Genomic DNA, 22,261 nt, shown 5'->3' with positions numbered 1-22,261 from the left:
CCATTTGTCATCAACGACTTCAAAACTACACGACCTCCATCGTGGGAAGGCGCGCGTGGATCTTGCGGCCGTGCAGCCTATTCGGGCTGATCCCAAAGACGGTAGGGATCGTCCAGGCGACGCATCTCGTCGAGCAATAGCTTTTCCATCTTGATCAGCTGGTCCTTGTGCTTCGGGTCGTCGGCCAAGTTGACTTGGCCGGGCGTGGGCGTCTGGCCGACCAGGGTATTGAGCGATGGGTCGTGGTGTTGCGTCAGGAATTCATGCGGATTCTCGGCCAGATTGAACAGTTGTGTCTGGCGGACTTTTCCGTCCAAGACGTCATACTTGATCAGCTTCCAATCGCCCTGTTTGACGCATCGCATGCCCGGTTTCGTCCCGCCACAATAGACGCCGAACAGCGTGTCGCGGACGACTTGTTGTTTGCCGAACAAGACGGGAGCAAAACTGATCCCTTCGTTGGTTTCGGGGGCATCGATGCCGGTCAGGTCGCAAATCGTGGCCAGGACATCCATCAAGTAGATGTTCCCGGGTGCTCGAACGCCCTTCGGAATCCCCGGTCCCTTGGCAATGAACGGGACACGCCAGGTGTGTTCGTAAAGATTTTGCTTGCCCTGCAATCCGTGGCGACCGATCGCCATGCCGTGATCAGCCGTATAAAAGATATAGGTGTTGTCGAGCTCGCCGAGTTTTTCGAGTTTGTCGAGTACGCGACCGATCTGATCATCGATGTTCTCGCTGCAGGCGAATTCGCGTCCCAGCTCGTTTCGAATCGTTCGTTCGTCGCGCCGTGTCCAGACGCCGCTGACTTTCTCTTCGTCACGCAAGCCGGGATGACCGTGATGGAACGGGTGCTCGGGCAAGTAATTGACCGGCAGTTGTGGTTGTTTGGGGTTGGCCGGCGGCAATGAATTCTTGTCGGTGTGGTTCACCGCGCCGTATTTCGTGTTCAGTTCCGAGGTTCCGTCACGCGTGTCGTGGGGGTGTGAAAAACCGAAGTAGATCAAGAACGGATCGGAGTCCTTGGACGCTTCGCGTTGGCCCAGGTAATCCAGGACGCGATCGGCGTGCCAGGCGCTGCCGGTTTCATGAGTGCCGCCGCGTTTGGTCGCTTCGTGAACGATCGTAAACAGTTGGTTGGCCGCGTCGTAGCTGTTCCCTCTCTTGCAGGTTCGCATCGTGTCGTAACCGGCGCGATTGAACACGGCGGCCATCGTCTGGTTGGGCAGATCCTTCGGCACCAGCGACGGATTGTCGGCGTTCGGATTCTGTTTGTTTCGTCCGCGATTGGGCAGATGCCAGACGCTGCGTCCGCTCATGATCATGTGACGCGACGGCGTGCACACCGCACCGGACCAGGACCCCATGTGGTGCGCCGCATCCAACACGATGCCTTCGGCGGCCAGTCGATCCAAGTGGGGTGTTTCGAGTTTGGATCCCGTGTTGTAGAGCTGTAAATCAAAGGGCGATTGATCGTCGGCCAAGATGAACAGAATGTTGGGGCGTTTCTTGCTGTTCTTCTGGGCCGCTTTCTTTGGGGCTGCTTTCTGCTGTGCTGCTTTCTGCTGCGCTGCGGTTCGCCGCGCGACGATGCCGGCCAACTTTTCCGCTTCGGCTTTGAGCACTTCCGGCGCGATCGTGGCGGGCGTGACGGTGTGATGATCGATGTCTTCGTCCGCGGCAATGCTGCGGATACGGATGTTGCGATACCAAACCGGGTCGCCGTGGTCTTGCAGACTCAGGTACCCGCCGCGTTGAGACAGGTCACCGCCGCGCTGTTTCAGCATGTCGACGTTGAAGGCCCACTTGGGATCCTGGTAATCAAAGTCAATGACCTTGTTGCCGTTGAGCCAGTGCTGGATGACGGAACCCTTGCAGACGATGCGGGCTTCGTTCCACTGACCGACCGGGCGTGTCTCGTCGGCCGACGGTTGCATGCAGAAGTACAGCGAGGCGGCGCTGGTGCGAGGGTTCTGGCCGTCTTTGTGTTTTGAATTGTCGAGAATCTGGTATTCGTACTGACCGGGGCGGTAGTAGACGCCGCTGTTGCTGCCCGCGGCCACTTTCCATTCGAATCGCAGTTCAAAATCGTCGGGAACTTTGGCGGCGTTGTAGACCAGCGATCCGCCTTTGCCCGAACGGGTGATCACACCGTCTACGACCACCCAGTTCCCGCTGTGCTTCCAGCCGTCCAGGTTGCTGCCGTCGAACAGTGTTTGGAAGGATTTTTCCTGGGCCACCGCGGGTGTGGTGACGCCCAGCAGCGGCAAGAGAACGAGAGAAAACAGCACGTGGAAATGTCGCGTCATAGCGAGGCTCCGAAAACCGGGCGCGGTGGGGGACATGGGGAGGTAAGATTCTAATCGTTTCTTGGTGAGGCGGGATGCTCGCCTATTGAAATCTCGCATTTGTTATCCTGACAGAACTGTTCTGCTGACATCCCCGCTCATCAAGACTCCGCCGGTCCATGCACACGTTTCCCGATTTCCGCTGTCCGGCAGAGGCGATGGGGCTGGTGGGGATTCTGTTCAGCCTGCTGGCGATGTGGATTGCGTTGGGGCGTGGTCGCTGGTGGATTCGGTCCGCCATCGGTGTCGCTGCGTTGGGGCTATTGCTGCCTTTGCACGCCTACCAGCCGATCGTGTTCTTTAGTCTCTCCGGAGTCAGTTCCGTTGTCTTGTTGAGTCTGCTTCGTTTCTTTTCCCGGCGGGATCAAGTGCGACGACGATCACGCACCGCGCCTCCGACTTGGCGGCGGCTCACATTTTGGTCCGGGGCGCTGGCCGGATTGGCTGTCGCTTCGGCCTGCGTCGGATGGGCGGTCCGCGTCTCTTGGAACATGGGCTGGATGGAGACCTTGCTGGTCTTTTTGCCGGTCTACTTCACGATTCAAATTGTAGCGATGTTGTTTGGCGATTCGTTCCGGCTGGGAGCAATCGTCGTGACCCGGCGCGATTCTGTCGGTCAATCGTTTTGCCTTTCTGACGCGATGTCTGCGATTGTCTTGCTCGCCATTCTGTTCATGATCAACATGCTGGCTCAGCAACGCGATCCCGTTTCACAGTGGTCATCGATGCTTTCTGCCGCCGGCATAATGACCCTGGCCACCGCGTCGATTGCATCTTTGTTTTTGGCCAATCGCTTACGCTGGCGATTTGTTGCGATTGTTGTCTTTTCGATCGTTCTGGGGCTCGCATTTCAGTTCGGAGCGGTCGGCGGAAAGTGGTTGATGCAAGCCAGCGCCCTGAGTTTTTTGCCGGGGTCGCCCTATCATTTCATGATCTGGAGCTACTCGGCCACACTTCTGATGACGACGTTGTGCGTGGCGACGGCCGGCTGGTTGCGATATCGACCGCTTGACTCGCCGGCGGAGTGCTCGACACGGCGACTGGCGACCATCGCATCGTGGACTTTGTTGACGTTGTACGCCGTCTGTCTGATTCCGATCGCGGTCCAAATGGCTCGGCCACTGGCTCAGCCCGTTCCGATCGCCGGTGACGCAACGGACTATGGGCGGTTGGAGACGAAGATGGTTGAATTGATGACGTTAAACCCAAAAGAGCAGACGGTCGAAGCACTCGCCAAAGCCGGACGGTTTACAAACGCAAACAAGGTCGCCGAGGCATACGCATCGATTCGGCGTTCAACGCGTCACGTGTTTCGCGCCCCCGATCCGCTGGCCGTCGATGCCGATTTCACGGGGCTCGGACAGAAGCTGAACGTTTTTCGGTCTTGGGCACGGTGCATGGACAAAGAAGCGATGGTCAAGGTCAAGGCCGGCGAATTCTCCGAGGCCAGTGAAGCATGGCGCGATTGCATCCATGTCGGACACGGTCTCGGACGCGGAAGTCATGTTTCCTACGCGCTGGCCGGCATTGCAACCGAAGGCGTCGGTCAGGAAGGCTTGGTGCGGATACGCAACGATCTGCCGGCGGAAAAACTCGCCGAACTGTTGCCCGCGTTGATCATGATCGATGGCCAGCGAGAATCACTCGAATCGCTGCACCGGCGGAGCGATTTGGTGATGGATCGGGAAATGACATGGCAATACCGACTGGCGATGCACGCGCCGGCACACCTGTCGGCACAAAGTCAGGCCGACACGATGACGTTAGTTTCGCCGGCGATTGAGTCGACTGGGGATGCGATCCGTCGACGCGATGCAGGATTGCGACTGCTGATGGTGGAATTTGCCGCCCGATTGTTTGACGCAAAACAGCGGCGGTTGCCCACCAGCATTGAGGAACTTGTGCCCGAATTCTTGCCCGCCGTTCCGCTCGATCCGTTCAGCGGGAACTCGCTGATCTATCGGCAGACGGACAGCGGTTATGTCGTCTACAGCACCGGCCCGAATCGGACGGATGATGGCGGCGCGTTTGGCGACATCACCGCACTCTATCAAGACGGCTATGACTTTGATCTCGACACGCTGATCCGACCGACGAAACCGAGTGGGGGCGTCGGGTTCGGCGGAATGAATTAGCGGAACAGGCTTCCGCTCGATTCAGTGCGGTGACTTCGGCAGCGGCAAGCCGAGTTCGTCTCCGTTCGTCTGGAAGCCGTTTCCGTCGACGTCGACGAAGATCGGATTGCTGACGGCGATCGGTGGACGCTTGCCATATTGCTCGCCCATGACCTTTTCCATCGTCATCCCTTCGCCGATCGTTGCCACGATCAAGTGCGCGTCTGCGTCCAGTTGGACCGTAATTGTCGCATCGAACTTGACAACGCTGTCGGAATCGGCGAACAACTCGGGTGAGTTCTTTCGCGTGTAGTCGTGTTCTTCGCTACGGCGTCCGTTGATGAAAAGGGCGACACGATTGACGTCCAACCAGTTCGGGCATTGGACAGTCACCTGGACGTTCACCTGGCCATCGTCGGTCGCAAGGTCATCACCGGGAATCGCCTGTGTCTCGCCGGTCTTCGACGTGCCGACCACCGACAGGAACGGTCCGGTCGACATGACGATGTGCCCCGCTTCGGCTTGACGAATCATTTCGTCGGTGGAGATCGCTGCCGGATCATCGGTGCTGCTGGCGAACCAATTTCGCAGCCAACCGCTGCCATGGTGGTTGTAGTGCGCGTCGGTGTTGACGACACCCGGAATGCGATAGCCTTGATTGAGCAGTTGCATCCATTGGAACAGCGGGATGCGCATTTCACGGACGTTCGGTGGCTTGCTGGCGATGTCTTGGAAAATCGTTTCCAGCGGATGGACTTCGATCACATCCATCCACTTGATCATTCCCCGGAAACCCTTGTCGGGCGTTCCGTCGACATCCAAGTCTCCATAGATTTGATGCAGATTGGGATGGTTCATCTGGACCAGCTTGTCCGATCCGCCGTCCCACATCGCCAACCGTTCGATTTGGACGACCGGGTTCGGATCGACGCGCGGGCCGCCTCCGTTTTGGGTGTGTGGATGGTGGTGCAGCGGGAACGCGTTTTGATGGTTCGCCGGCAACGGATTACCGGTCAGTTCCATTCCCGTGCACGTCGCCATCAAGTGCGACAGCTGCATCTGTTGCAGATGCGGCGCGTAGCTGCTGATGCGATTGTGTTCGGTGCACGGGGCGAATTCCAGTTGTTCGCAGAGCAGGTTTTCGACGCGTCCGTATTGATCGGAGGTGTTGTCACCCGAAGGGCTGCTGTGACTGTGCAGCTCCGTGCTGACCCAACCGCGGGTGTCGACGACGCGATCGAGTTGGACCGAAAGCTCGGTCATCGTTTCTTTGCCGACCTGGATTTGACGAGTCACGCTGTTGTATTCCGGCCCGCGGCTAAAATGGATTTCGTAGGTGCCTGGATCGAGCGGGCAATGCAGTTGCCCATGCACGGCGTAGACGCAATTCTTGACGAAGGTTCGGGCGCTGTCTGGTCCGAAGTCCGGATGGTCTCCGTCGGCCGCGTAGACAGTCGCTTTGGCCGGAATGGGATTTCCGTCGCCGTCGGTGACGGTTGCAGTGAATCCGCTCGGTGAGGACGTTCCCAGCCGAATCGTTTGGGGCTGGTCACTTGATTTCACGATCAAAACGAAAGGCGTGTTTCCGATCGCCGTGTGGCTGACGACGTATTCACCGGGAACCAACCTGGCGTGGGCGATTCCCTGGTCGTCGGTTTGCAGCGTAAACCGCGTTGAATCTGCATTTTCGGAATCCGTCTTTGAAAGTAACGAGATTTTGGCACGCCTGACGGCGGCATGGTGGTCGCCCCCGGGGATCTGCAATGGGACTTCAAAGGTGTGCATTGCCGGTGAGCGATGTGACCCTTCCGCGACGGCCAGCAAGTCGATCGGGCTGGTCGCGGGATACAGCAGGACGGTCCAGGTCGTCATCCCGTCGCCACGCTGCACATGCTGGTCGCTGTAGTGCAACTCCGCCGGACGGCCGTTTTTCCACTGGGGCGGTTCGGTGCCGATCGGGCTTTTGAATCCGATCGTTTGTCGAAAGAAAGCGTCACTGCAGTATGCGGCGCTGCCGGATTGCTCCATCGCAAAACTGCGATCGGCGCGGACCCCGTCAAACGCTTGGACCGTTTCTGCCGCATCGCCTTCGATCCATACCGTTGTCTCGACGAACGCGTTGCCGTCGACCAGACGATAACGAACGGTTGCGGTGGTGCCATCACCGGCGAGCGATTTCGACGAACGGCATTGCCAGAATACCGCGTCGCCGTCGCGACCGATTTGCACTTGGCTCGGATCATGGAATTGATACCTGGCTGCCGTGGGGATGAAGGCGCTGAACTGATCGTTGGAAGGGTGATTCAGGGTCAGGTCGAGAATCGAAGCGCCGATCCCGCGAATCGTCAAGTTGGCGTCCCGCGTCGCGATCGGGGCAGCGATCGTGACGGAGATCTGATCGTTTTTCATCAGATAGTCGCCATAGATCCAGTCCACCTCTTTGCCATCGATGTCCGGTTCGAACTCCGGGTAGATGACCCGGATTTCGGCGGAGGTGGCAAACGCGGCGGAAAGCCAGAGGAACGCACAGACACAAGGGATGAATCGACGCAAGCGTAGAGATTGCATGGCGGGTTGGGAGGGAGGGAGGAGCGTGGGGAGGAGGGGGGAAGGATCTGAAATCTGAAATCTGAAATCTGAAAATTGAAAATTGAAAATTGAAACGTCTAACGATCAGCAGGAGTTTTCAGTTCGTTCAATCGACGCTGCAATCGGGCGTGTGCTTGGTTGGCTTCGTGGGGCAGATCGTCGATTGAAAGTGGCTGCCGTTCATTGGGGTCCGTGATTAGGTCGAAGAAGCGTCCGTCGTCGTGGAGGCGGAACTGCGGCGACCGGATGGAGCGTTTTCCGCGGTGTTCGCTGTAAATCCAGTCGCGCTGGCGTTTCCTGGCGTCACCGAACAGCGGCGGCGCGAAGCTGATTCCGTCGCGAAACACGTCCTCGTCTTCCAAACCTGCCACGTCGGCGACCGTGGGCAGGTAGTCGGTCAGGTCGACCATCTGGTCCGTTTGGGTGCCGGCACGGACGTGGCCCGGCCAGTTGGCGATCAACGGAACTCGTGTTCCCGTGTCGTCATGTTTTCCCTTGCCTCCGGGAACCACCTCACCGTTTCGAATCGAAAACACTTTGGGGCGGGCCATTTTGCCGTCGGCGTCGACCGACAGATAACTTGCCGCAGGCGTCCCGTTGTCGGTGGTGAACAGGATCAGCGTTTCGTCGCGAATTTCCATCTGTTCCAGCGCCGCGACCAACCGTCCGACCATGTCATCCATCGACGAAATCATTTCCGCGTACGTCATCCAGCGGCCATCTTTGTACGGCGCGACGTGCCGACCTTTTAAGTCATCGGTGACATCGTGGCACAGCGCCATCGGATAGTAGGCGAAAAACGGTTTGCCATCTCGTCGGCTCTGTCGCATGAAGTCGATCAGGAACTCGACATACAGATCGGGTCCATATTTGCTGAGCGTGTCCTCGCGGCGTTGACCGTTCTGATAGATCAGCGGATCGTGATAGCGACCGCCTTCGTGCCAGCCGAACAGACACCAGGAATCGAAACCGACACGCCGCGGATGTTGCAGATCGTTTTTCATCATGCACAGCTGCCACTTGCCGGCAACGGCGGTCGCGTAGCCGGCCTGTTTCATGCGGTCACCGATCGAGATCCCTTCGGCGGCTTCGGGGAAATCACCCCACTTCATCCCTTCGGCTCCGAAGCGAAACGGGTAACGTCCGGTCATCAGGCAGACCCGCGAGGGGTGGCAGACCGGCATCGAGTAGGCGTGGCTGAACTGCATCCCACCGCGAGCCAGCGCATCGATGTGCGGTGTCGGATGGCTTTGGCCGCCATAGCAACCGATCGCGTCGCAGCCGACGTCGTCGGCCATGATCAACAGAATGTTTGGTTTCGATGCCGTCGCGTTGGAGGGCGACATCAACGGTATGAGCAGCACCAAAACGGTCGCAAGCAGTGATTTCATCGTGATCATTGTCCCAGTTTTGCGTAGTCATCATAAGCTTTGCCGATCGCGTCGTCCCCCGCCCCGGAGTGGAGGTAGACGGCGAACCGCAGCCGAAGCGTTTCCCCAGGCTGAACCACGATCCGGCTGGCCGCTCCTTGTTTCATCGCCGCGCGGCCAAAGGGGTTGGCGGTGATCAATCCGTAATCTCGGGCGTGCCACCAGCTCGGGCGAAAGTTCGTCGGATGGCTCATGACCGTGATCCCCACGCGCTGGCCATCAATGACATTACTGTAATCACACCAGGCGGCGGGATTGCCCCAAATCGCATTCGCACCGGAACGGTCTTCGGCGTCCGTCAATGTCCCTCCGGCAAGTTCACTGATCGGCGTCGCGACGCGAACGCCCAGCCCCATCTCCTCCTGGTCACCGAACGAGAACGGCTTGGTGCCACTGAAAATGGATTCAAACACAAACAGCGATGCGTCTGGTTTTGCGAGTACGGCAAAGCGGAACTCTTCTTCGCAGACGATTCTGCCGTCGGAACCGATGTATTGTTTCTGTTCGATGAAGGAACCCACATTGCGTTCGGAGGCGGGTTTCTGGATGAAGTCCCCGTGTCGAACCGACGCCTTGTTGCGCCAGAAATCCTCGCCGCCGAGATCGCCGAATGCCAACCAGATCCCAGGGTGCATCGTGGGGTGGTCGTCGCGATCGCCGGCTTGGGGCGGATGTTGACGCGTGACCTGAATTCCACCGGGAGCTTTGACGTGGGCAAAGTAGGGGCGCGGAAGGAAATCATCGCGATAGACATAATGTGCGATCGCTTCGCCGTCTACTTGAATGATGACACGGCCGTCGTCTTCGTCGAACGTCAGTTCCGGTCGCTGCGCCTCGGCTGATCCAGAGAGGCAAAGCAAGGCTGCGATTGTGAGCTTGAGAAGTGAATTCATGGGACTATTGCAGAAAGGGAAAAATGCATCAGGCATTCGGGACGGCCCAGTGACCGCCTGAACGATATTTACGTGTCAGCATCGCATCGGCCTCGGAGTCGTCTTGGATACTTTGGCCGCTCGGGGCGATCCGTAGCGAGCGTCCGGTGGTGACGCTGATGTTGGCCAGATGAACCAAGCTGCAAGAATCATGGCCGATCGCGATGTCGGCAGCCGGCTCGCGGTTCTCGGTGATGGCCTGAAGAAAATCGAGTTGATGATTCTTCGGTTGCGTCGAACTTTCTTTCGGTGTGGGGACCGCGACCGGCTGATTCGATTCATCCCAGATCGCGAGCTTGCCCCGTTTGCTGACGAAGAGCATTCCCTTGGTTCCATAGAACTCGACCCCCGTGTCGCAGTTGTGGGGCAGGTTCTTGGACCAGATCCGCATCTCGAAAATCAGTTGCTTGTTGGCGTTCGGCTTTCCATCGCCAGACCACTGGAACACGCAAGTGGCGGTGTCGGGAAATTGTTGGTCATCGTCAAAGTAAAATTTTCCGCCGATCGCTGATGCAGTGGTAGGCAACCCTTGGACGCCCAAGCCCCATCTTGCGATATCGATTTCGTGGGTGCCATCGTTTCCGATGTCACCGGTTCCAAAGTTGTGCCACCAATGCCAGTCGTAATGAAATCGATTGGATTGAAACGGGACATATTCCGCGGGGCCAACCCAGGTGTCGTAGTCGACGTGATTGGGCGGCGCGGAGGGTTTGGCGTGTCCGATGTTTCTTCGCCGCTGGATATTCCATGCCTTGCAAACCAGCACCTCACCGATCACCCCGTCGTGAAGCAGGTTGATTGCGTTGATCACCAACGGATTCGTACGGCTTTGTGTTCCGTGTTGAACGATCACGTTGTTTCGCCGTGCGGCTTGAACCAGCAACTGGCCTTCCCGGAAGTTATGGCTGCAGGGTTTTTCGACGTACACGTGTTTTCCGGCATCGCAAGCCATGATCGCAGCCGGGGCGTGCCAGTGATCCGGGGTGGCGACGACGACCGCATCGATGGAGCGGTCATCGAGAACGCGTCGAAGGTCATGAGTGACGCGCGTTGCACCGGATTGTTTTTGAAATGCCGCGGCGTGCTGCTGATCCGGATCGCAAGCCCAAGTCACCGAAGCGTTCTCGGCAAATCCTTTCAGCAGGCCTTTCGAGCGTCCGCCGCATCCGATGAATCCAATTCTGGGTCGGGCCGCCCCCGAGGCCGCCCGCGCGAGATTGGTGTAGGACAGGGCGGATAAACTGATCGCGGCTCCACTGGCGATCGATTGGCGACGCGTCATCGAGTGCATAGAGAATACCGTTTGTCACGAAGTCGGTTGGCGGCCAGGCACATCGGCTGCCGTGGATTCTATATGATTGAAACGGTCTTCATGTCGCGCAAACGCGAGAAACATGTCATCCAACAAGGATCAACGATGTCCTGCTACAATTCCGTGATCGTTCCCGCGGCGATCGATGAAGTTTGGAAGGAGATTCGAAACTTTCACCGTCTGGATTGGGGACGACCCTTCATCACCAATGTGACAGCGGTCGGCGAAATACCCGGTGATCAAGTGGGAGCCAAGCGAGTGCTCAACGGATCCTTCGAAGAAACGCTGCTGGAGTTGGATGACGACCACTACCAGGTCGTGTACTCGATCGACGATGGGCCCGAGCCGGTGTCGCAAGAAACGGTCTCGGGCTATCGCGGCAGGATTCGTTTGTTGCCGGTCACCGCCGATGGCAGCACCTTTGCCGAATGGACGTCGCAATACGAATCCGACGAACCGCAGATGGTCGCCGATTTCTGCAACCCGATCTACGCGGCGCTACTCGAAGCCCTGCGGGATCACTTTGCCAGGGCGTGAAGTTGGAACGCTTGATAGGCTGTCAGCCTGTCAAGTGTCTTGGTCTGTCGAACCAGGAAACCCGTTTCACCTTACTTCCATTGCCAGACGTCCTCCGCCGCGAGCGTGCCGTCGGAATGGGCGGTGTCGCTTTGGAGCCATTGTTTGGCTTCCGCATCGTCGCGCAGATAGGCCTGCCAGAAGCAGACTGGCTACCATGGCATGTCGCGCCCGCGGCCCGATCGGATGTTGTGTCTGGATCAGTGACATCGCTCTCACGCTCTTGGAAAAAAATCAAAGGAAAAAGTAGTCTGACACGCAAAGATTGGATCACCCTTACGCCCCCCGGATGTCTCTTGCTGTAGCGACGCGAACACATTCCGCAGCAGTCTTGGTTGTCCCATTCGATCTCGGATCACCCATCTTGGCCTCCTTTTGAGATGATTTACAACAACGGCACTGAATCTTTCTTGACGTTCTCGTTCCTGATGTTTCACGACTCCGTGTGAGGATGCATCGTCTCATGAACCCCAATGGCATTCCCATTTGGCAAGTCGACGCCTTTGCGGCCCGTCCGTTCTCCGGGAACCCGGCGGCGATCTGTTTGTTGGAATCCCCCCGCGACGCGGAGTGGATGCAGCAGGTCGCGGCCGAAATGAATCTTTCCGAAACGGCATTTGTTGTCCCCGCCGGTCCGCCCAATGAATTCCGCTTGCGCTGGTTCACGCCGGCGGTCGAGGTTGATTTGTGTGGGCACGCGACACTCGGTGCGGCGCACACGCTGATCGAGCAAAAACGAGTGGATCCCTCGCGTCCGATTCTATTCCAAACGCGAAGTGGTTGTCTGAGTTGTCAGCATGACGGGGCGTCGATCAGAATGGATTTCCCCGCAACGCCACCCTCCGGATCGGTTGATCCAGCGACGGTTGCCAACCTTGAAGCCGCGTTGGGAATTGCCGTCGATGCCGTCGCGAAATCGAAAGAGGACGTGTTTGCCGTCGTCGATTCAGAGCAGACGCTGCGCAGGGTGTCCCCGGATTACAGCAGACTCGCAGAGATCGAAACCCGCGGCGTCATCCTCACCGCAACCTCGTCCGCCCCGGGAGTCGACTTCGTGTCCCGTTTCTTTGCTCCGCGGTGCGGAATCAACGAAGACCCCGTGACCGGGTCGGCCCACTGTTGCCTGGCACCCTATTGGTCCGAACGTCTGGGCCGAACATCGCTGACCGGCTATCAAGCTTCACCACGCGGCGGTTTCGTGCACACCCAAGTTGTCGGTGACCGAGTGCAGCTGTCTGGGCAAGCGGTGACAGTGATGGAATCGCGATTCCTGATCGATTCCTTGCCGGTGACCAAGCACTAGTCGTCCGTCTCAGCTGAATTTTCGGGTAGTGGACGAGGCGACGAGTCCTCTGCAGTCGGAATATTGGCAGAGGACTCGTCGCCTCGTCCACTACCGCCTACGCGAAACGCATGGTGACAAGGAGTACTAGTCCATGTCGCCGCAATCACTGTCCCAACTGTCGCCGCTGTCCCAACCGTCGTTTCTGCCATCGAAACCGCCGAGCAGGTAGCAGGCGAAGAATACACCGACGACGAGAATCAGTACCACGCAGACAAAAAGCGGGTTATCTTGAATGAATGCATCCATGGAGGGGGACCGTGGTTCGGGCGGCGCGGGGGCAACAGTTGCAGGGTGGACGCTGAACCGTACCTCACCCAGTGGCCGTTGGCGTCATCGAAGCCCGAACCCACCAGAATGACCGCATTTCCCGCCTGCGCGTGCGCCCAGCTCCGGTCGAAACGGATGATCGGGAAATACCAGCGGGGCCCTACTACGCCGCTTTTCTTTGCCCTTGCTTGGTGTCGCCCAGCCAGCCGCTGATCGCTTTGAGGTCCTTTTTCCAGTCCTTGCCCGTGCGGCGTCCCAGGAAGGTTTCGAACATCAAGTCCATCGTTTCGCTCAATTGACGGATGGCATCGATGCGGTCATCGTCATCAAATTCTTCGTCCTCTTCGAGATGAATCTTCGCGCCGCTGATTCCGAACGATTCTGCTTGGAGCGTGAGGTCAAATTGGCGATCGTCGCGAACAATCGTCATGCCGGCTTTACGAGGCAACTTGCCGCTGCGGATCGCTTGCATGGCCTCGGGCAGCTTGACCGGACTCTCCGCCGAGATGCTCTCTTTGCCCGATTCACCGAGCGGGCATTCCAGACTGAGCGTCTTGGCCAGCATCACGGTGACTTTCGAATCGTCGGACAGCGTGATCGTGTCGGATTGGTTTTCCAGTGTCCACCACAGCCACATCAAGAACTCATTGCCCAGGAAATCCGGCGACTGTGAATGCTCGTTGGACCATTTGTGGCTGCCCATCGTTTGTCCGCTGACGAAGCTGACCGGCTGCAGATCGTCGACTTCGCCGTATAGCTCGTTGTCGATTCCCCATTGTTCGGCTAGCGATCCCGCGCTCCAGTGCCGAAGTTCCACGCCGAAGGCCCGCTCGACCAGATCCAAACAGTGTCGGCCGGCCGTGCCCACCGAACCGCCGAAGTACAGTAGTTCGTTGGCGTAATCCCAAAGCATCGGAAAGGATTGCATCTTGCGATACTTGCCGGTCGCCGCTTCAGTTTCACAGCGTTGTTCCACCGCCTCCTTGGCCTCTTTGCGTTGGGCTTTGGTGATCACGCCCGTTTCGCTGTCCTTGGCGATGCCCGCCAGTTCCATTTGCAGCCAGGCGGCTCGGTAGGCAGAGGGGATCTGGTTGGTGTCAAATCGGGCGGAGAAGTGGATGGCTTCGTTGATCAAGTTTTTGCTGTGATCAAAGTCCTGGTCGAATAGATGCTCGCCGCCCAAAAAACCGACCGAGACGTTTTCTTCCGAGGCGGTTTGGAACTTGCCGGCAGCGTGCTTGGAGAGGATCTCGATGTGCTCGTCGCCGAAGCGTTCCGCTTCGAAACCGGTGACACTGAATCTTTGAAACGCGAGGCTACCGCGAAGGAATGGCATGGACGATCCCGTGACTGTTGAGAGGGCGAGCGGATGGAAGCGTCGTGGATTTATCGACGGATGCCCGTCAGGAATTTGTCCCGTTGAAGCCAATCGTCACGATCGGCAAGGTTTGACCAGCTTCATGCTCTCGCTGGGACTCCGTGGGTATCATTCTCGATCGTTAGCCCGGTGGAAGGCCTCGGGCATTGCATTCGGCCCGGCCGTTTACGCCAACACGGACTCGATTTCGCTGCGGGGCACGAAGTGCAATACCAGCGGTTGGGAGCCGTCTGGTTGTGATTGCTGCCAGCTGGCGTACATCCCGTCGGGCCGAGCCAAGACGTCGACATAGCGACTGCACCCCGTGCCGAACGGGCTGACAAACAAGGGCTCATACCGCGACAGTCGCTGCGGCTGCTGCCACCGCCGGTCGACCATGTACGCGGCTCCACCGAGTTCCTCGCACGAATGGCCGCGCGGCCGATCAACGGACTCGGCGTGTTGCGTGTGATCACGCACGCATTCACCGCCGTCGTAAAACATCAATTGCACGTTCTGCCCGCGAAACGCACCGACTGCAGGCACATCGATGACCGCCGTACCGCGTGACATCGCGACATCCCAGACATTGCCGCGAGGGAAAAAATCAAACGTCGCCGATCCGCAGCGCGTCGTGGCATCTGTGCCGGTCGTCTCGCCCTCTCCCGCTGGTACGAACCCCGTGTTGGAGCAGGTCCAGCTGAACGGGTGCGAGCAAAACAGCAGCAACGGGCCCGTCGGTGATTCGTACAGAAACGGGTCTTTGACGTGAATCGTCTCCGGTTCCTTCGACACCAGCCACGGAACAATCTCCGCGTCCTTCAAGCCTGCCATCGTGTCGGCTTGAATCCGATCGATCGACCAAACCCCGGTGCCGGGTTTCAGAAACCGTTGAAATTCTGGTGGATAACCGACGCGGTCTTTTTCGGTTGAAACATACAGCTCGACAGTACCGTCACCAAAGCGGATCGCACTGCCTTCGATTGACAGCACTGGTGTTTCGTCGCGCGATAGATCCTGTTTGCTCAGACTGACAACTTTCTCAAACGATCGCCCTTGATCGCTTGATCGAAAGATCGCCAATTCCAGCCCGCGGCTGCCCGCAGCCAACCCGGTTCGTGAATCGCCGTGATTGCGGTATCGGCCGACCAGGTAGAGATCACCATCGGGACCGACGGCCATGTTACCGCCGCCGAACCAGTAGCCCGAACTCGCGTCATACGGCGGAACAATGACGCTGGCGCGACCTTGGTCGATTAACAGCTGGCAGAGATCGACGAGTTTGGATTGAAGTCGATGGTCCAGCATGTCACCAAACCAACGGCAGAGTCTCGTCACCCGGTTCCAGCTTTCCGGCCGGCCGGATCTCGGTCCCTTTGGTTTGGGTCAACTTGTCCCCCATCTCGTTGCGATACTTGGCCGCTGCGGCTTCCAGTTCGGCGACGACGTCGGGGAACTCGGCCGACACATCGGTCGTTTCGCCGATGTCGTTGTCCAGATCGTACAGCGCCCGCTTGGCCATCTTGTTTTGATAGGCGATCGGTAGTCCGCCGGTGCCACCGGGGTGTCCGTTGAGAGTGCGGTACTTGTGTGGAAATACCAACTTGAAGCGTTCATTTCGCACCGCTTCCAATTCGCCCTTGTAGAAACATGCGAACGAATCGTGGGGCGTCTTTGCATCGCTGTGGCCGAACATCAGGGGGCGGATGTCGTGGCCGTCGATCTTGTGATCGGGCAATTCGGCGTCGGCCAGTGCGGCGATGGTGGGCAGCAAATCGATCGTGCTGGCGAAGGTGTCGCAAGTGGTTCCCGCCGGGATCTTTCCCTTCCACCACATCAACGTCGGCTCGCGATAGCCGCCTTCAAACATCGTGCCCTTGCCCTCGCGCAGCGGCGTCGCTTTTCCGGCGTGTGTCCCGTATGAAAGCCAGGGGCCGTTGTCGCTGGTGAACACGACCAGGGTGTTGCGTTCGACACCGATGTCTTCGATCGCGTTCAAGATCTGGCCCACCGACCAATCCACTTCCATGACCACGTCGCCGAACAAACCGCGACCACTCTTGCCGCGGAAGTCGTCGGAGACAAACAACGGGACGTGCACCATCGGGTGTGGCAGATAGAGAAAAAACGGTTTTTCGGAATCGCGCCGGATAAATTCGACGGCCCGCTCGGTAAACTGCTTCGTCATCTGCTCTTGGTCGGCCGGTTGGATGCTGTCGATGACGATTTGGGTGTCCTTGATCATCGGCAATTCGGCCCAATTGCTCGGTGCGTCGGGATCGATGCGTCGTTTGGCGACGGTGGCCGGATGCAATGGCCACATATCATTGCTGTACGGAATCCCGTAATACTCGTCGAAGCCGTGGTTGGTGGGCAGGAACTTGGGGTGGTGTCCCAGATGCCACTTTCCATAAATCGCGGTGCGATACCCTTTGCTGCGGCACAATTCCGCGATCGTGGTTTCGTTGGAGTTGAGCCCGATATTTGACTTCGGACCCAGTGCCCCGGAAATACCGATGCGTTTGTGGTAGCACCCCGTCATCAGGGCCGAGCGTGATGCGCTGCAAACGGCCGATGAGACGCAGAAATCGGTGAACTTGCGACCTTCGGCCGCCATGCGGTCCAGATTCGGCGTCGGATAGCCCGTGTCGCCGAACGGGCCGATGTCGGCATAGCCCATGTCGTCGATGAAGATGATCACGACGTTGGGCGGTGTCTCTTGGCCTGAGGTTTCTACGTGCCAGCAACAGGCCAGCACCATCACGGCCAGCGAGCAGAAAAATGAACGTAGCGGGATTGATTTCATGGCGGGGTTGGTAAACCTTAGCGTCGGATGGGAAGCATGCTGCGTTGATGATTGAGCCGAAGGCATAGTATACAAGGAACGACCATGACATTGGCTGAATCGGAGTTGGCCGCGGAAGCACGTCAGATTTTGCGAGACCGATTCGGACTGGAGGAGTTCCGCAGCGGTCAGGCGGCGGTGATCGAGCGTCTGTTGGCGGGAAAGAATGTCGCGGCGGTGTTTCCGACCGGGGGCGGGAAGAGTCTGTGTTACCAATTGCCCAGCCAGATGCTCAGCGGCACGACGGTCGTCGTTTCGCCGCTGATCGCGTTGATGAAGGACCAGTGTGACGCCTTGGCCGCACGTGGGATCCGCGCCGCCCGTCTGGACAGTTCCTTGACCGAGCAAGAATTTCGTGACGCGATGCGGGGCATCCGCGACGGTTCGATCCGCCTGCTGTACGTCGCCCCGGAGCGGTTTTTCAACGAACGATTTCTCGCCTCGGTGGGCTCGTTGGACGTCTCGCTGTTTGCGATCGACGAGGCGCATTGCATCAGTCAGTGGGGGCACAATTTTCGTCCGGATTACTTGAAGCTCGCTGAATTGGCCGGCACGCTCAACGCCGATCGCATTCTGGCGCTGACCGCGACGGCGACGCCGGCGGTGTTGGAGGACATTCGCAAGGCCTTTGCCATCGAACGCGACGATGCGATCCGCACCCCGTTTCATCGTTCCAATCTGCATTTGAAAAGCACCGTCGTCACCGCGGCCGACCATTACGAAACACTCCGCCATCGCATCGAGTCGCGGCCGCGGGGGGCCACGTTGGTGTATGTTTCCAAACAGAAAACGGCCGAGATGATCGCCGAGCAACTCAGCGACGACGGCATTACCGCGACTGCTTACCACGCCGGGATGGACGCCGAGACGCGGGCCACGATCCAACAGGATTTTCTGGCATCGGACGACGGCATCATCGTCGCGACGATCGCCTTCGGGATGGGGATCGACAAAGCAAACATCCGCTACGTCTATCACTACAGTCCGCCCAAGTCGTTGGAGGCCTACGCCCAAGAGATCGGACGCGCCGGACGTGACGGTGGGCAGTCGGTTTGCGAATTGTTGTTGCTGCCCGAAGACCGTGTGGTGCTGGAGAATTTCACCTATGGCGATACCCCGAGTCGTCACAGCGTGGGACGGATGATTGATTTTTGTCATGGCCAACCCGACGAATTTTTTGTCTCCCACTACAAGTTGTCGTTCGAAACCGACATCCGAATTCTTGTCGTCCGCACGTTGCTGACGTACTTGGAATTAGACGGTTACTTGCAAGCGACATCGCCGCGCTACGATTCCTATAAGATTCATCCCTTGGTGACCTCGCGCGCGATCTTGAATAACTTTGACGGCGAGCGACGAGAGTTTCTGGCCGGATTGCTCGGTCAACTGACCAAGGCGCGGAAGTGGTTCTCGCTCAATACCGTGACGGCGGCCAAGGCCCTTGGGCAAGATCGCCAGCGGATCGTCAAAGCCATCGACTTCATGGCGGCACAAAACTGGATCGAAGTCAACGTCAGCGATTTGGTTCACGGGTACCGCTGGAAACGGCGGCTGGAACATCCCAAGGTCATCGCTGATCAGTATTTCGAAAAAGTGGTTAGTCGTGAGCAGTCGGAGGTGTCGAGGCTGGAAGACGTGTTCGCGATCGCGAGCGCATCGAATTGCCAGTCACGTCGGCTGGCCGAACATTTTGGCGAAGCGATGGATGAAGCGTGCGGTGTTTGCAGTCATTGCCTCGGCGAAGGTCCCCACACGATTCCCCCGATCAGCCATCGCGAGATCGGTGACGGCGTGCGACGCGCGCTGGCCGAGGTCTGTCGGCAGTATCCGGACCATTTCGCGACCGCGCGTCAAAGGACGCGGTTTTTGTGTGGACTGTCTTCACCGCAGATGATTCGCTCGCGGCTGTCCCGGCATGCCAGTTTTGGGGTCTGTGAACAAATCCCCTTTGCGGATGTGCTTCGCCAGGTCGAACAGATCTCGCCTGAGCTTTAAAACAGGAATTTTTGGGCGGCCAACACCAAGGCGACCAACCCGATCCCGGAAATCACAACGGTACGGGCAATTCCATCGAATTTATCAGCGTCCATTCTTTCTCTTTTCCTCTTTCATTACAGGGGGATCGCTCCAGCCACCGCTTGGCTGACAGGATGCGGCCGAGTTTGGTTCGGCCGCCGATCGACGCAACGTTACCAGGGCAAGAAAGATCAAAAAAGGTGGGCCGGTGGATCGGAAAGTAACGGACCTGCCCAACATCGTCACCTGGTAGGGTCACTCGGGGGGCAATGGGTGGTTGAAAATCTACTCCCTTGCGCTTCGTTCGTGTCAGGATCGCGGCCGTCTTGGGTGACATCGATCCCTCGACGACGGATCTGCGACCGCGATTGAGTGCCGGTTGCTAGACTGGTTGCAGCGAAAATGGACAGATCGATGCGGCTAGCCTTGCCGGTTCGCCGCTGCCATCCGTTCACGCCACTTCACCACCTCCGACGACAAGTACGCTGTTTCATGAGACGAATCCTTTCTCTGTCGATCCTGGCCCTGGCATCTCTCACGCCCGCCTTCGCCGCCGAACGACCGAACATCTTGTTCATCTTTTCCGACGACCATGCCTTGAACGCGATCTCGGCCTATGGTGGTCGACTTGCGGAGGTCGCGCCGACGCCCAGTATCGATCGCATCGCCAACGAAGGTGCCCTGTTTCGGAACTCCTTTTGCGCCAATTCCATCTGTGGCCCGTCACGCGCTTGCATCCTGACCGGCAAACACAGCCACAAGAACGGTTTCTTGCGCAACACCGGTGCGGGGTTCGACCAGTCTCAATGGACCGTCGCCAAGTCGTTGCACGGCGGTGGCTACCAGACCGCGGTGATCGGGAAATGGCACTTGAAAACGGATCCCGTCGCCTTCGACTACTGGGACATCTTGCCCGGGCAAGGCAGCTATTACAATCCGGTTTTCATCTCGATGGACGGCAAGCAGCAACGGTTTGAAGGATACGCCACCGACATCACGACCGACAAAGCGATCCGGTGGCTCGACGATCGCGAAGCCGACAAGCCCTTCTTTTTGATGTGCCAGCACAAGGCACCGCACCGAACGTTTGCCCCCGCCCTTCGCCACCTCGGAACGCTCGACGGAGTCACCATTCCCGAGCCGGACAACTTGTTCGATGACTATGCCACGCGCAGCCGAACGTTGCCGAACAATGAAATGGAAATCGATCGTCACATGACGTGGGCCTACGATTTGAAGCTGCGCAAGGAAGAGATGCAGGGCGTCACCTTGCCGGAGTTTCGGTCTTACGGCACCCCGGAATACAACCGCATGACGGAGGAACAGCAGGCAACGTGGGACGCGCATTTCGCGCCGAAAAACAAAGCCTTTATCGATGACTACAAAGCCGGAAAGATCGATCATCGAGAACTGGTGCGTTGGAAGTACCAACGTTACATGCAGAACTACTTGGAAACGGTCAAGGCAGTCGATGAGAGCGTGGGGCGATTGTTGAGATACCTGGACGATCATCAATTGGCGGACAACACCGTCGTGATCTATTCGTCCGACCAAGGGTTTTATCTCGGCGAACACGGTTGGTTCGACAAACGGTGGATGTTCGAAGAATCGTTCACCATGCCCTTTGTGATCCGCTGGCCGGGCGTGGTTCAGCCGGGCTCGAAACCGACGGCATTGATTCAAAACATCGATTATGCCCCCACGTTCCTGGACATGGCCGGCATGGAAACTCCTGACGAAGTTCAAGGGACGTCGATCATGCCGGTGCTCAAGGACAGCGATCAACAGATTCGCGATTCGGTCTATTACGCCTACTATGAACTCGGCGAGCACGCCGTGCCGCAACACTTCGGCGTTCGGACGCACACGCACAAGCTGTTCTACCTGCCGTGGACCGATGAATGGCAGCTGTTTGATTTGGTCAAAGATCCCGCCGAGATGCGAAATGTTTACTCCGATGAGGGATACGCCGAGGTCCGGAAACAGCTTCACCAAACATACGACCAACTGCGCTCCATGTACGACGCCCCGAGCTACGAAGCCTACGCACCGCCGCAGTATCGCGATAAAACCTCGCGGTGACGCCGGGTCAACCGTCGACGCCCTTCCGCCATGCCTGGGCCTTGGCTTCTGCATCGCCGAACTCGTTCAATTGGAGTCCGGTGCGTTGCCGAAGCAGTTCCAGCAGTTCGGCGTTGCCGTAAAACTGGGGAAGCGTGAATTGGGCCGCGCATCGATTCGGTAGCCTGAGGATCATCACTTCAACCGTGTACGTGGGCAGGCCGGCGGCAGGCCGTGCAGGTCCCGTAGGCGATTTGGTTTTGATCGTCTTTCGATACCGAGCCAATCCCGTGATTTCATTCAGCGAAAAACGCCACGATCCGACCCAGCGGCTGACCACCAGTTGCGTTGGCGTCAACGTTACACGGGCGATGAACAGATGCCGGGCCAACAATCCGGCCCCGCCGGCCATCACGGCGCCGATGACGATGAGAAACATGACATCGGCTTGTCGCCCCGCGAGGCCGTTGCGCACCTCGCGCGAAAGCCCGGTCACGAGCAGCGTCAATCCGAACAGGCCGATCGAACCGACCGCGGCCCAGGCAACGAAACGGTTCGGCAGTTCGTTGTAGAATCGATGGACATCCGCCAGCGCGTTCGTTGCAGAATCCTTCATGCTGTTCTCGTTGCGATCCTAGATGAAGCGGTGGCGGCGGGACGGTGTCGAGTCATGCTCGACAGGTTCAAACCAATTTCAATGGAGCGAGAAAAACGATGCAAGTCCACTATCTAGAGTTCGTCACGCCGGACGTCGACGCCGTGTGCGAGACGCTTTCCCAACTCCACGGCGTGACGTTCGACCCGGGTGATCCGATGCTTGGAAATGCACGCACGGCTGAGTTAGCTAGCGGAGGAAAGATCGGTGTGCGTGCTCCGATGCACGAATCCGAGTCGCCCATCGTTCGGCCGTACATGCTGGTCGACGACATTGATGCTGCGGTCGCATCCGCCGAAAAGGCTGGGGGCGAGGTCGCGCTTGCACCGATGGAACTCCCCGGTCACGGGAAGTGCGCGATCTTCTTCCAAGGTGGCATCCAGCACGGACTCTGGCAGGTGTGAGTGCGGGGTC

The 22,261-nt window shown here is 58.3% G+C and carries 16 protein-coding genes and 1 pseudogene; 6 read left to right on the top strand and 11 right to left on the bottom strand.

Annotation, left to right across the window (positions count from 1 at the left end; genetic code table 11):
- Positions 1–77: 77 nt before the first annotated feature.
- Both TBK1r_RS39460 and TBK1r_RS39455 read right to left on the bottom strand, forming a co-directional pair.
- The gene (locus TBK1r_RS39460) at positions 78–1,496 is read right to left on the bottom strand and encodes a sulfatase family protein (RefSeq protein WP_473772522.1); all 1,419 of its coding nucleotides are present in this window, start codon (positions 1,494–1,496) and stop codon (positions 78–80) included.
- Between the two features lie 204 nt (positions 1,497–1,700).
- Positions 1,701–2,309 (bottom strand): annotated as a pseudogene (locus TBK1r_RS39455) (3-keto-disaccharide hydrolase); the annotation flags it as partial.
- Between the two features lie 158 nt (positions 2,310–2,467).
- Between TBK1r_RS39455 and TBK1r_RS18690 the strand changes: the two are divergent.
- Positions 2,468–4,483 carry a hypothetical protein gene (locus tag TBK1r_RS18690; protein WP_145213864.1) on the top strand — a complete coding sequence of 672 codons (2,016 nt, stop codon included), beginning with the start codon at positions 2,468–2,470 and terminating at the stop codon, positions 4,481–4,483.
- Positions 4,484–4,504: 21 nt separating this feature from the next.
- On the opposite strand, the gene TBK1r_RS18685 is transcribed toward TBK1r_RS18690, so the two are convergent.
- The 4 genes from TBK1r_RS18685 to TBK1r_RS18670 all read right to left on the bottom strand — a co-directional run bounded on the left by TBK1r_RS18685 (position 4,505) and on the right by TBK1r_RS18670 (position 10,695).
- Positions 4,505–7,030: a CehA/McbA family metallohydrolase gene (locus TBK1r_RS18685; RefSeq protein ID WP_145213861.1), complete on the bottom strand. Its 2,526-nt coding sequence runs from the start codon at positions 7,028–7,030 to the stop codon at positions 4,505–4,507.
- 98 nt (positions 7,031–7,128) lie between these two features.
- Positions 7,129–8,442, bottom strand: coding sequence for a sulfatase family protein (locus TBK1r_RS18680; protein WP_419581508.1), 1,314 nt, complete (start codon positions 8,440–8,442; stop codon positions 7,129–7,131).
- Between the two features lie 5 nt (positions 8,443–8,447).
- Positions 8,448–9,374: a DUF6807 domain-containing protein gene (locus TBK1r_RS18675; protein WP_419581507.1), complete on the bottom strand. Its 927-nt coding sequence runs from the start codon at positions 9,372–9,374 to the stop codon at positions 8,448–8,450.
- Between the two features lie 28 nt (positions 9,375–9,402).
- Entirely contained in the window at positions 9,403–10,695 is a 1,293-nt protein-coding gene (locus tag TBK1r_RS18670; RefSeq protein ID WP_419581506.1) for a Gfo/Idh/MocA family protein, read from the bottom strand.
- Positions 10,696–10,830: 135 nt separating this feature from the next.
- Between TBK1r_RS18670 and TBK1r_RS18665 the strand changes: the two genes are divergently transcribed.
- Together TBK1r_RS18665 and TBK1r_RS18660 are read left to right on the top strand one after the other, a co-directional pair.
- On the top strand, positions 10,831–11,262 hold the full coding sequence (locus TBK1r_RS18665; protein ID WP_419581505.1) for an SRPBCC family protein: 432 nt from the start codon (positions 10,831–10,833) through the stop codon (positions 11,260–11,262).
- A 490-nt stretch (positions 11,263–11,752) separates the two neighbouring features.
- Positions 11,753–12,604, top strand: coding sequence for a PhzF family phenazine biosynthesis protein (locus tag TBK1r_RS18660; RefSeq protein ID WP_419581504.1), 852 nt, complete (start codon positions 11,753–11,755; stop codon positions 12,602–12,604).
- A 126-nt stretch (positions 12,605–12,730) separates the two neighbouring features.
- Here TBK1r_RS18660 and TBK1r_RS38665 read toward each other — a convergent pair whose 3' ends face one another.
- The 4 genes from TBK1r_RS38665 to TBK1r_RS18645 all read right to left on the bottom strand — a co-directional run bounded on the left by TBK1r_RS38665 (position 12,731) and on the right by TBK1r_RS18645 (position 17,076).
- Positions 12,731–12,892 (bottom strand): hypothetical protein, encoded by a 162-nt coding sequence (locus tag TBK1r_RS38665; RefSeq protein WP_419581503.1) that lies wholly within the window; start codon positions 12,890–12,892, stop codon positions 12,731–12,733.
- Positions 12,893–13,076: 184 nt separating this feature from the next.
- Entirely contained in the window at positions 13,077–14,249 is a 1,173-nt protein-coding gene (locus tag TBK1r_RS18655; RefSeq protein ID WP_145213846.1) for a hypothetical protein, read from the bottom strand.
- Between the two features lie 207 nt (positions 14,250–14,456).
- The gene (locus tag TBK1r_RS18650; RefSeq protein WP_145213843.1) at positions 14,457–15,578 is read right to left on the bottom strand and encodes an exo-alpha-sialidase; all 1,122 of its coding nucleotides are present in this window, start codon (positions 15,576–15,578) and stop codon (positions 14,457–14,459) included.
- A 1-nt stretch (position 15,579) separates the two neighbouring features.
- Positions 15,580–17,076, bottom strand: a complete 1,497-nt coding sequence (locus tag TBK1r_RS18645) for a sulfatase family protein (protein WP_145213840.1) — start codon at positions 17,074–17,076, stop codon at positions 15,580–15,582.
- A gap of 84 nt (positions 17,077–17,160) precedes the next feature.
- Between TBK1r_RS18645 and TBK1r_RS18640 the strand changes: the two genes are divergently transcribed.
- The gene (locus tag TBK1r_RS18640; RefSeq protein ID WP_145213837.1) at positions 17,161–19,110 is read left to right on the top strand and encodes a RecQ family ATP-dependent DNA helicase; all 1,950 of its coding nucleotides are present in this window, start codon (positions 17,161–17,163) and stop codon (positions 19,108–19,110) included.
- Between the two features lie 513 nt (positions 19,111–19,623).
- A complete protein-coding gene (locus TBK1r_RS18635) occupies positions 19,624–21,213 on the top strand; it encodes a sulfatase family protein (RefSeq protein ID WP_145213834.1) in 1,590 nt (529 codons plus the stop codon).
- Between the two features lie 7 nt (positions 21,214–21,220).
- Here the strand turns inward: TBK1r_RS18635 and TBK1r_RS18630 are convergent, their stop codons facing one another.
- Entirely contained in the window at positions 21,221–21,808 is a 588-nt protein-coding gene (locus tag TBK1r_RS18630; RefSeq protein ID WP_145213831.1) for a hypothetical protein, read from the bottom strand.
- Positions 21,809–21,906: 98 nt separating this feature from the next.
- Between TBK1r_RS18630 and TBK1r_RS18625 the strand changes: the two genes are divergently transcribed.
- Complete coding sequence (locus TBK1r_RS18625) at positions 21,907–22,251, top strand: VOC family protein (RefSeq protein ID WP_145213828.1); 345 nt, start codon at positions 21,907–21,909, stop codon at positions 22,249–22,251.
- Positions 22,252–22,261: the final 10 nt, after the last annotated feature.

Source organism: Stieleria magnilauensis (assembly GCA_007753675.1).
Taxonomy (GTDB): Bacteria; Planctomycetota; Planctomycetia; order Pirellulales; family Pirellulaceae; genus Stieleria; species Stieleria magnilauensis.
The sequence above is the reverse complement of the archived record's forward strand: the minus strand, read 5'-3'. Positions and strand labels throughout refer to the sequence as shown.

What these genes read in the sequence shown, in the direction of transcription:
- TBK1r_RS18690 (WP_145213864.1), top strand. Translation starts at nt 2,468, where the DNA reads ATGCACACGTTTCCCGATTTCCGCTGTCCGGCAGAGGCGATGGGGCTG.
- TBK1r_RS18685 (WP_145213861.1), bottom strand. Translation starts at nt 7,030, where the DNA reads ATGCAATCTCTACGCTTGCGTCGATTCATCCCTTGTGTCTGTGCGTTC.
- TBK1r_RS18680 (WP_419581508.1), bottom strand. Translation starts at nt 8,442, where the DNA reads ATGAAATCACTGCTTGCGACCGTTTTGGTGCTGCTCATACCGTTGATG.
- TBK1r_RS18675 (WP_419581507.1), bottom strand. Translation starts at nt 9,374, where the DNA reads ATGAATTCACTTCTCAAGCTCACAATCGCAGCCTTGCTTTGCCTCTCT.
- TBK1r_RS18670 (WP_419581506.1), bottom strand. Translation starts at nt 10,695, where the DNA reads ATGACGCGTCGCCAATCGATCGCCAGTGGAGCCGCGATCAGTTTATCC.
- TBK1r_RS18665 (WP_419581505.1), top strand. Translation starts at nt 10,831, where the DNA reads ATGTCCTGCTACAATTCCGTGATCGTTCCCGCGGCGATCGATGAAGTT.
- TBK1r_RS18660 (WP_419581504.1), top strand. Translation starts at nt 11,753, where the DNA reads ATGCATCGTCTCATGAACCCCAATGGCATTCCCATTTGGCAAGTCGAC.
- TBK1r_RS38665 (WP_419581503.1), bottom strand. Translation starts at nt 12,892, where the DNA reads ATGGATGCATTCATTCAAGATAACCCGCTTTTTGTCTGCGTGGTACTG.
- TBK1r_RS18655 (WP_145213846.1), bottom strand. Translation starts at nt 14,249, where the DNA reads ATGCCATTCCTTCGCGGTAGCCTCGCGTTTCAAAGATTCAGTGTCACC.
- TBK1r_RS18650 (WP_145213843.1), bottom strand. Translation starts at nt 15,578, where the DNA reads ATGCTGGACCATCGACTTCAATCCAAACTCGTCGATCTCTGCCAGCTG.
- TBK1r_RS18645 (WP_145213840.1), bottom strand. Translation starts at nt 17,076, where the DNA reads ATGAAATCAATCCCGCTACGTTCATTTTTCTGCTCGCTGGCCGTGATG.
- TBK1r_RS18640 (WP_145213837.1), top strand. Translation starts at nt 17,161, where the DNA reads ATGACATTGGCTGAATCGGAGTTGGCCGCGGAAGCACGTCAGATTTTG.
- TBK1r_RS18635 (WP_145213834.1), top strand. Translation starts at nt 19,624, where the DNA reads ATGAGACGAATCCTTTCTCTGTCGATCCTGGCCCTGGCATCTCTCACG.
- TBK1r_RS18630 (WP_145213831.1), bottom strand. Translation starts at nt 21,808, where the DNA reads ATGAAGGATTCTGCAACGAACGCGCTGGCGGATGTCCATCGATTCTAC.
- TBK1r_RS18625 (WP_145213828.1), top strand. Translation starts at nt 21,907, where the DNA reads ATGCAAGTCCACTATCTAGAGTTCGTCACGCCGGACGTCGACGCCGTG.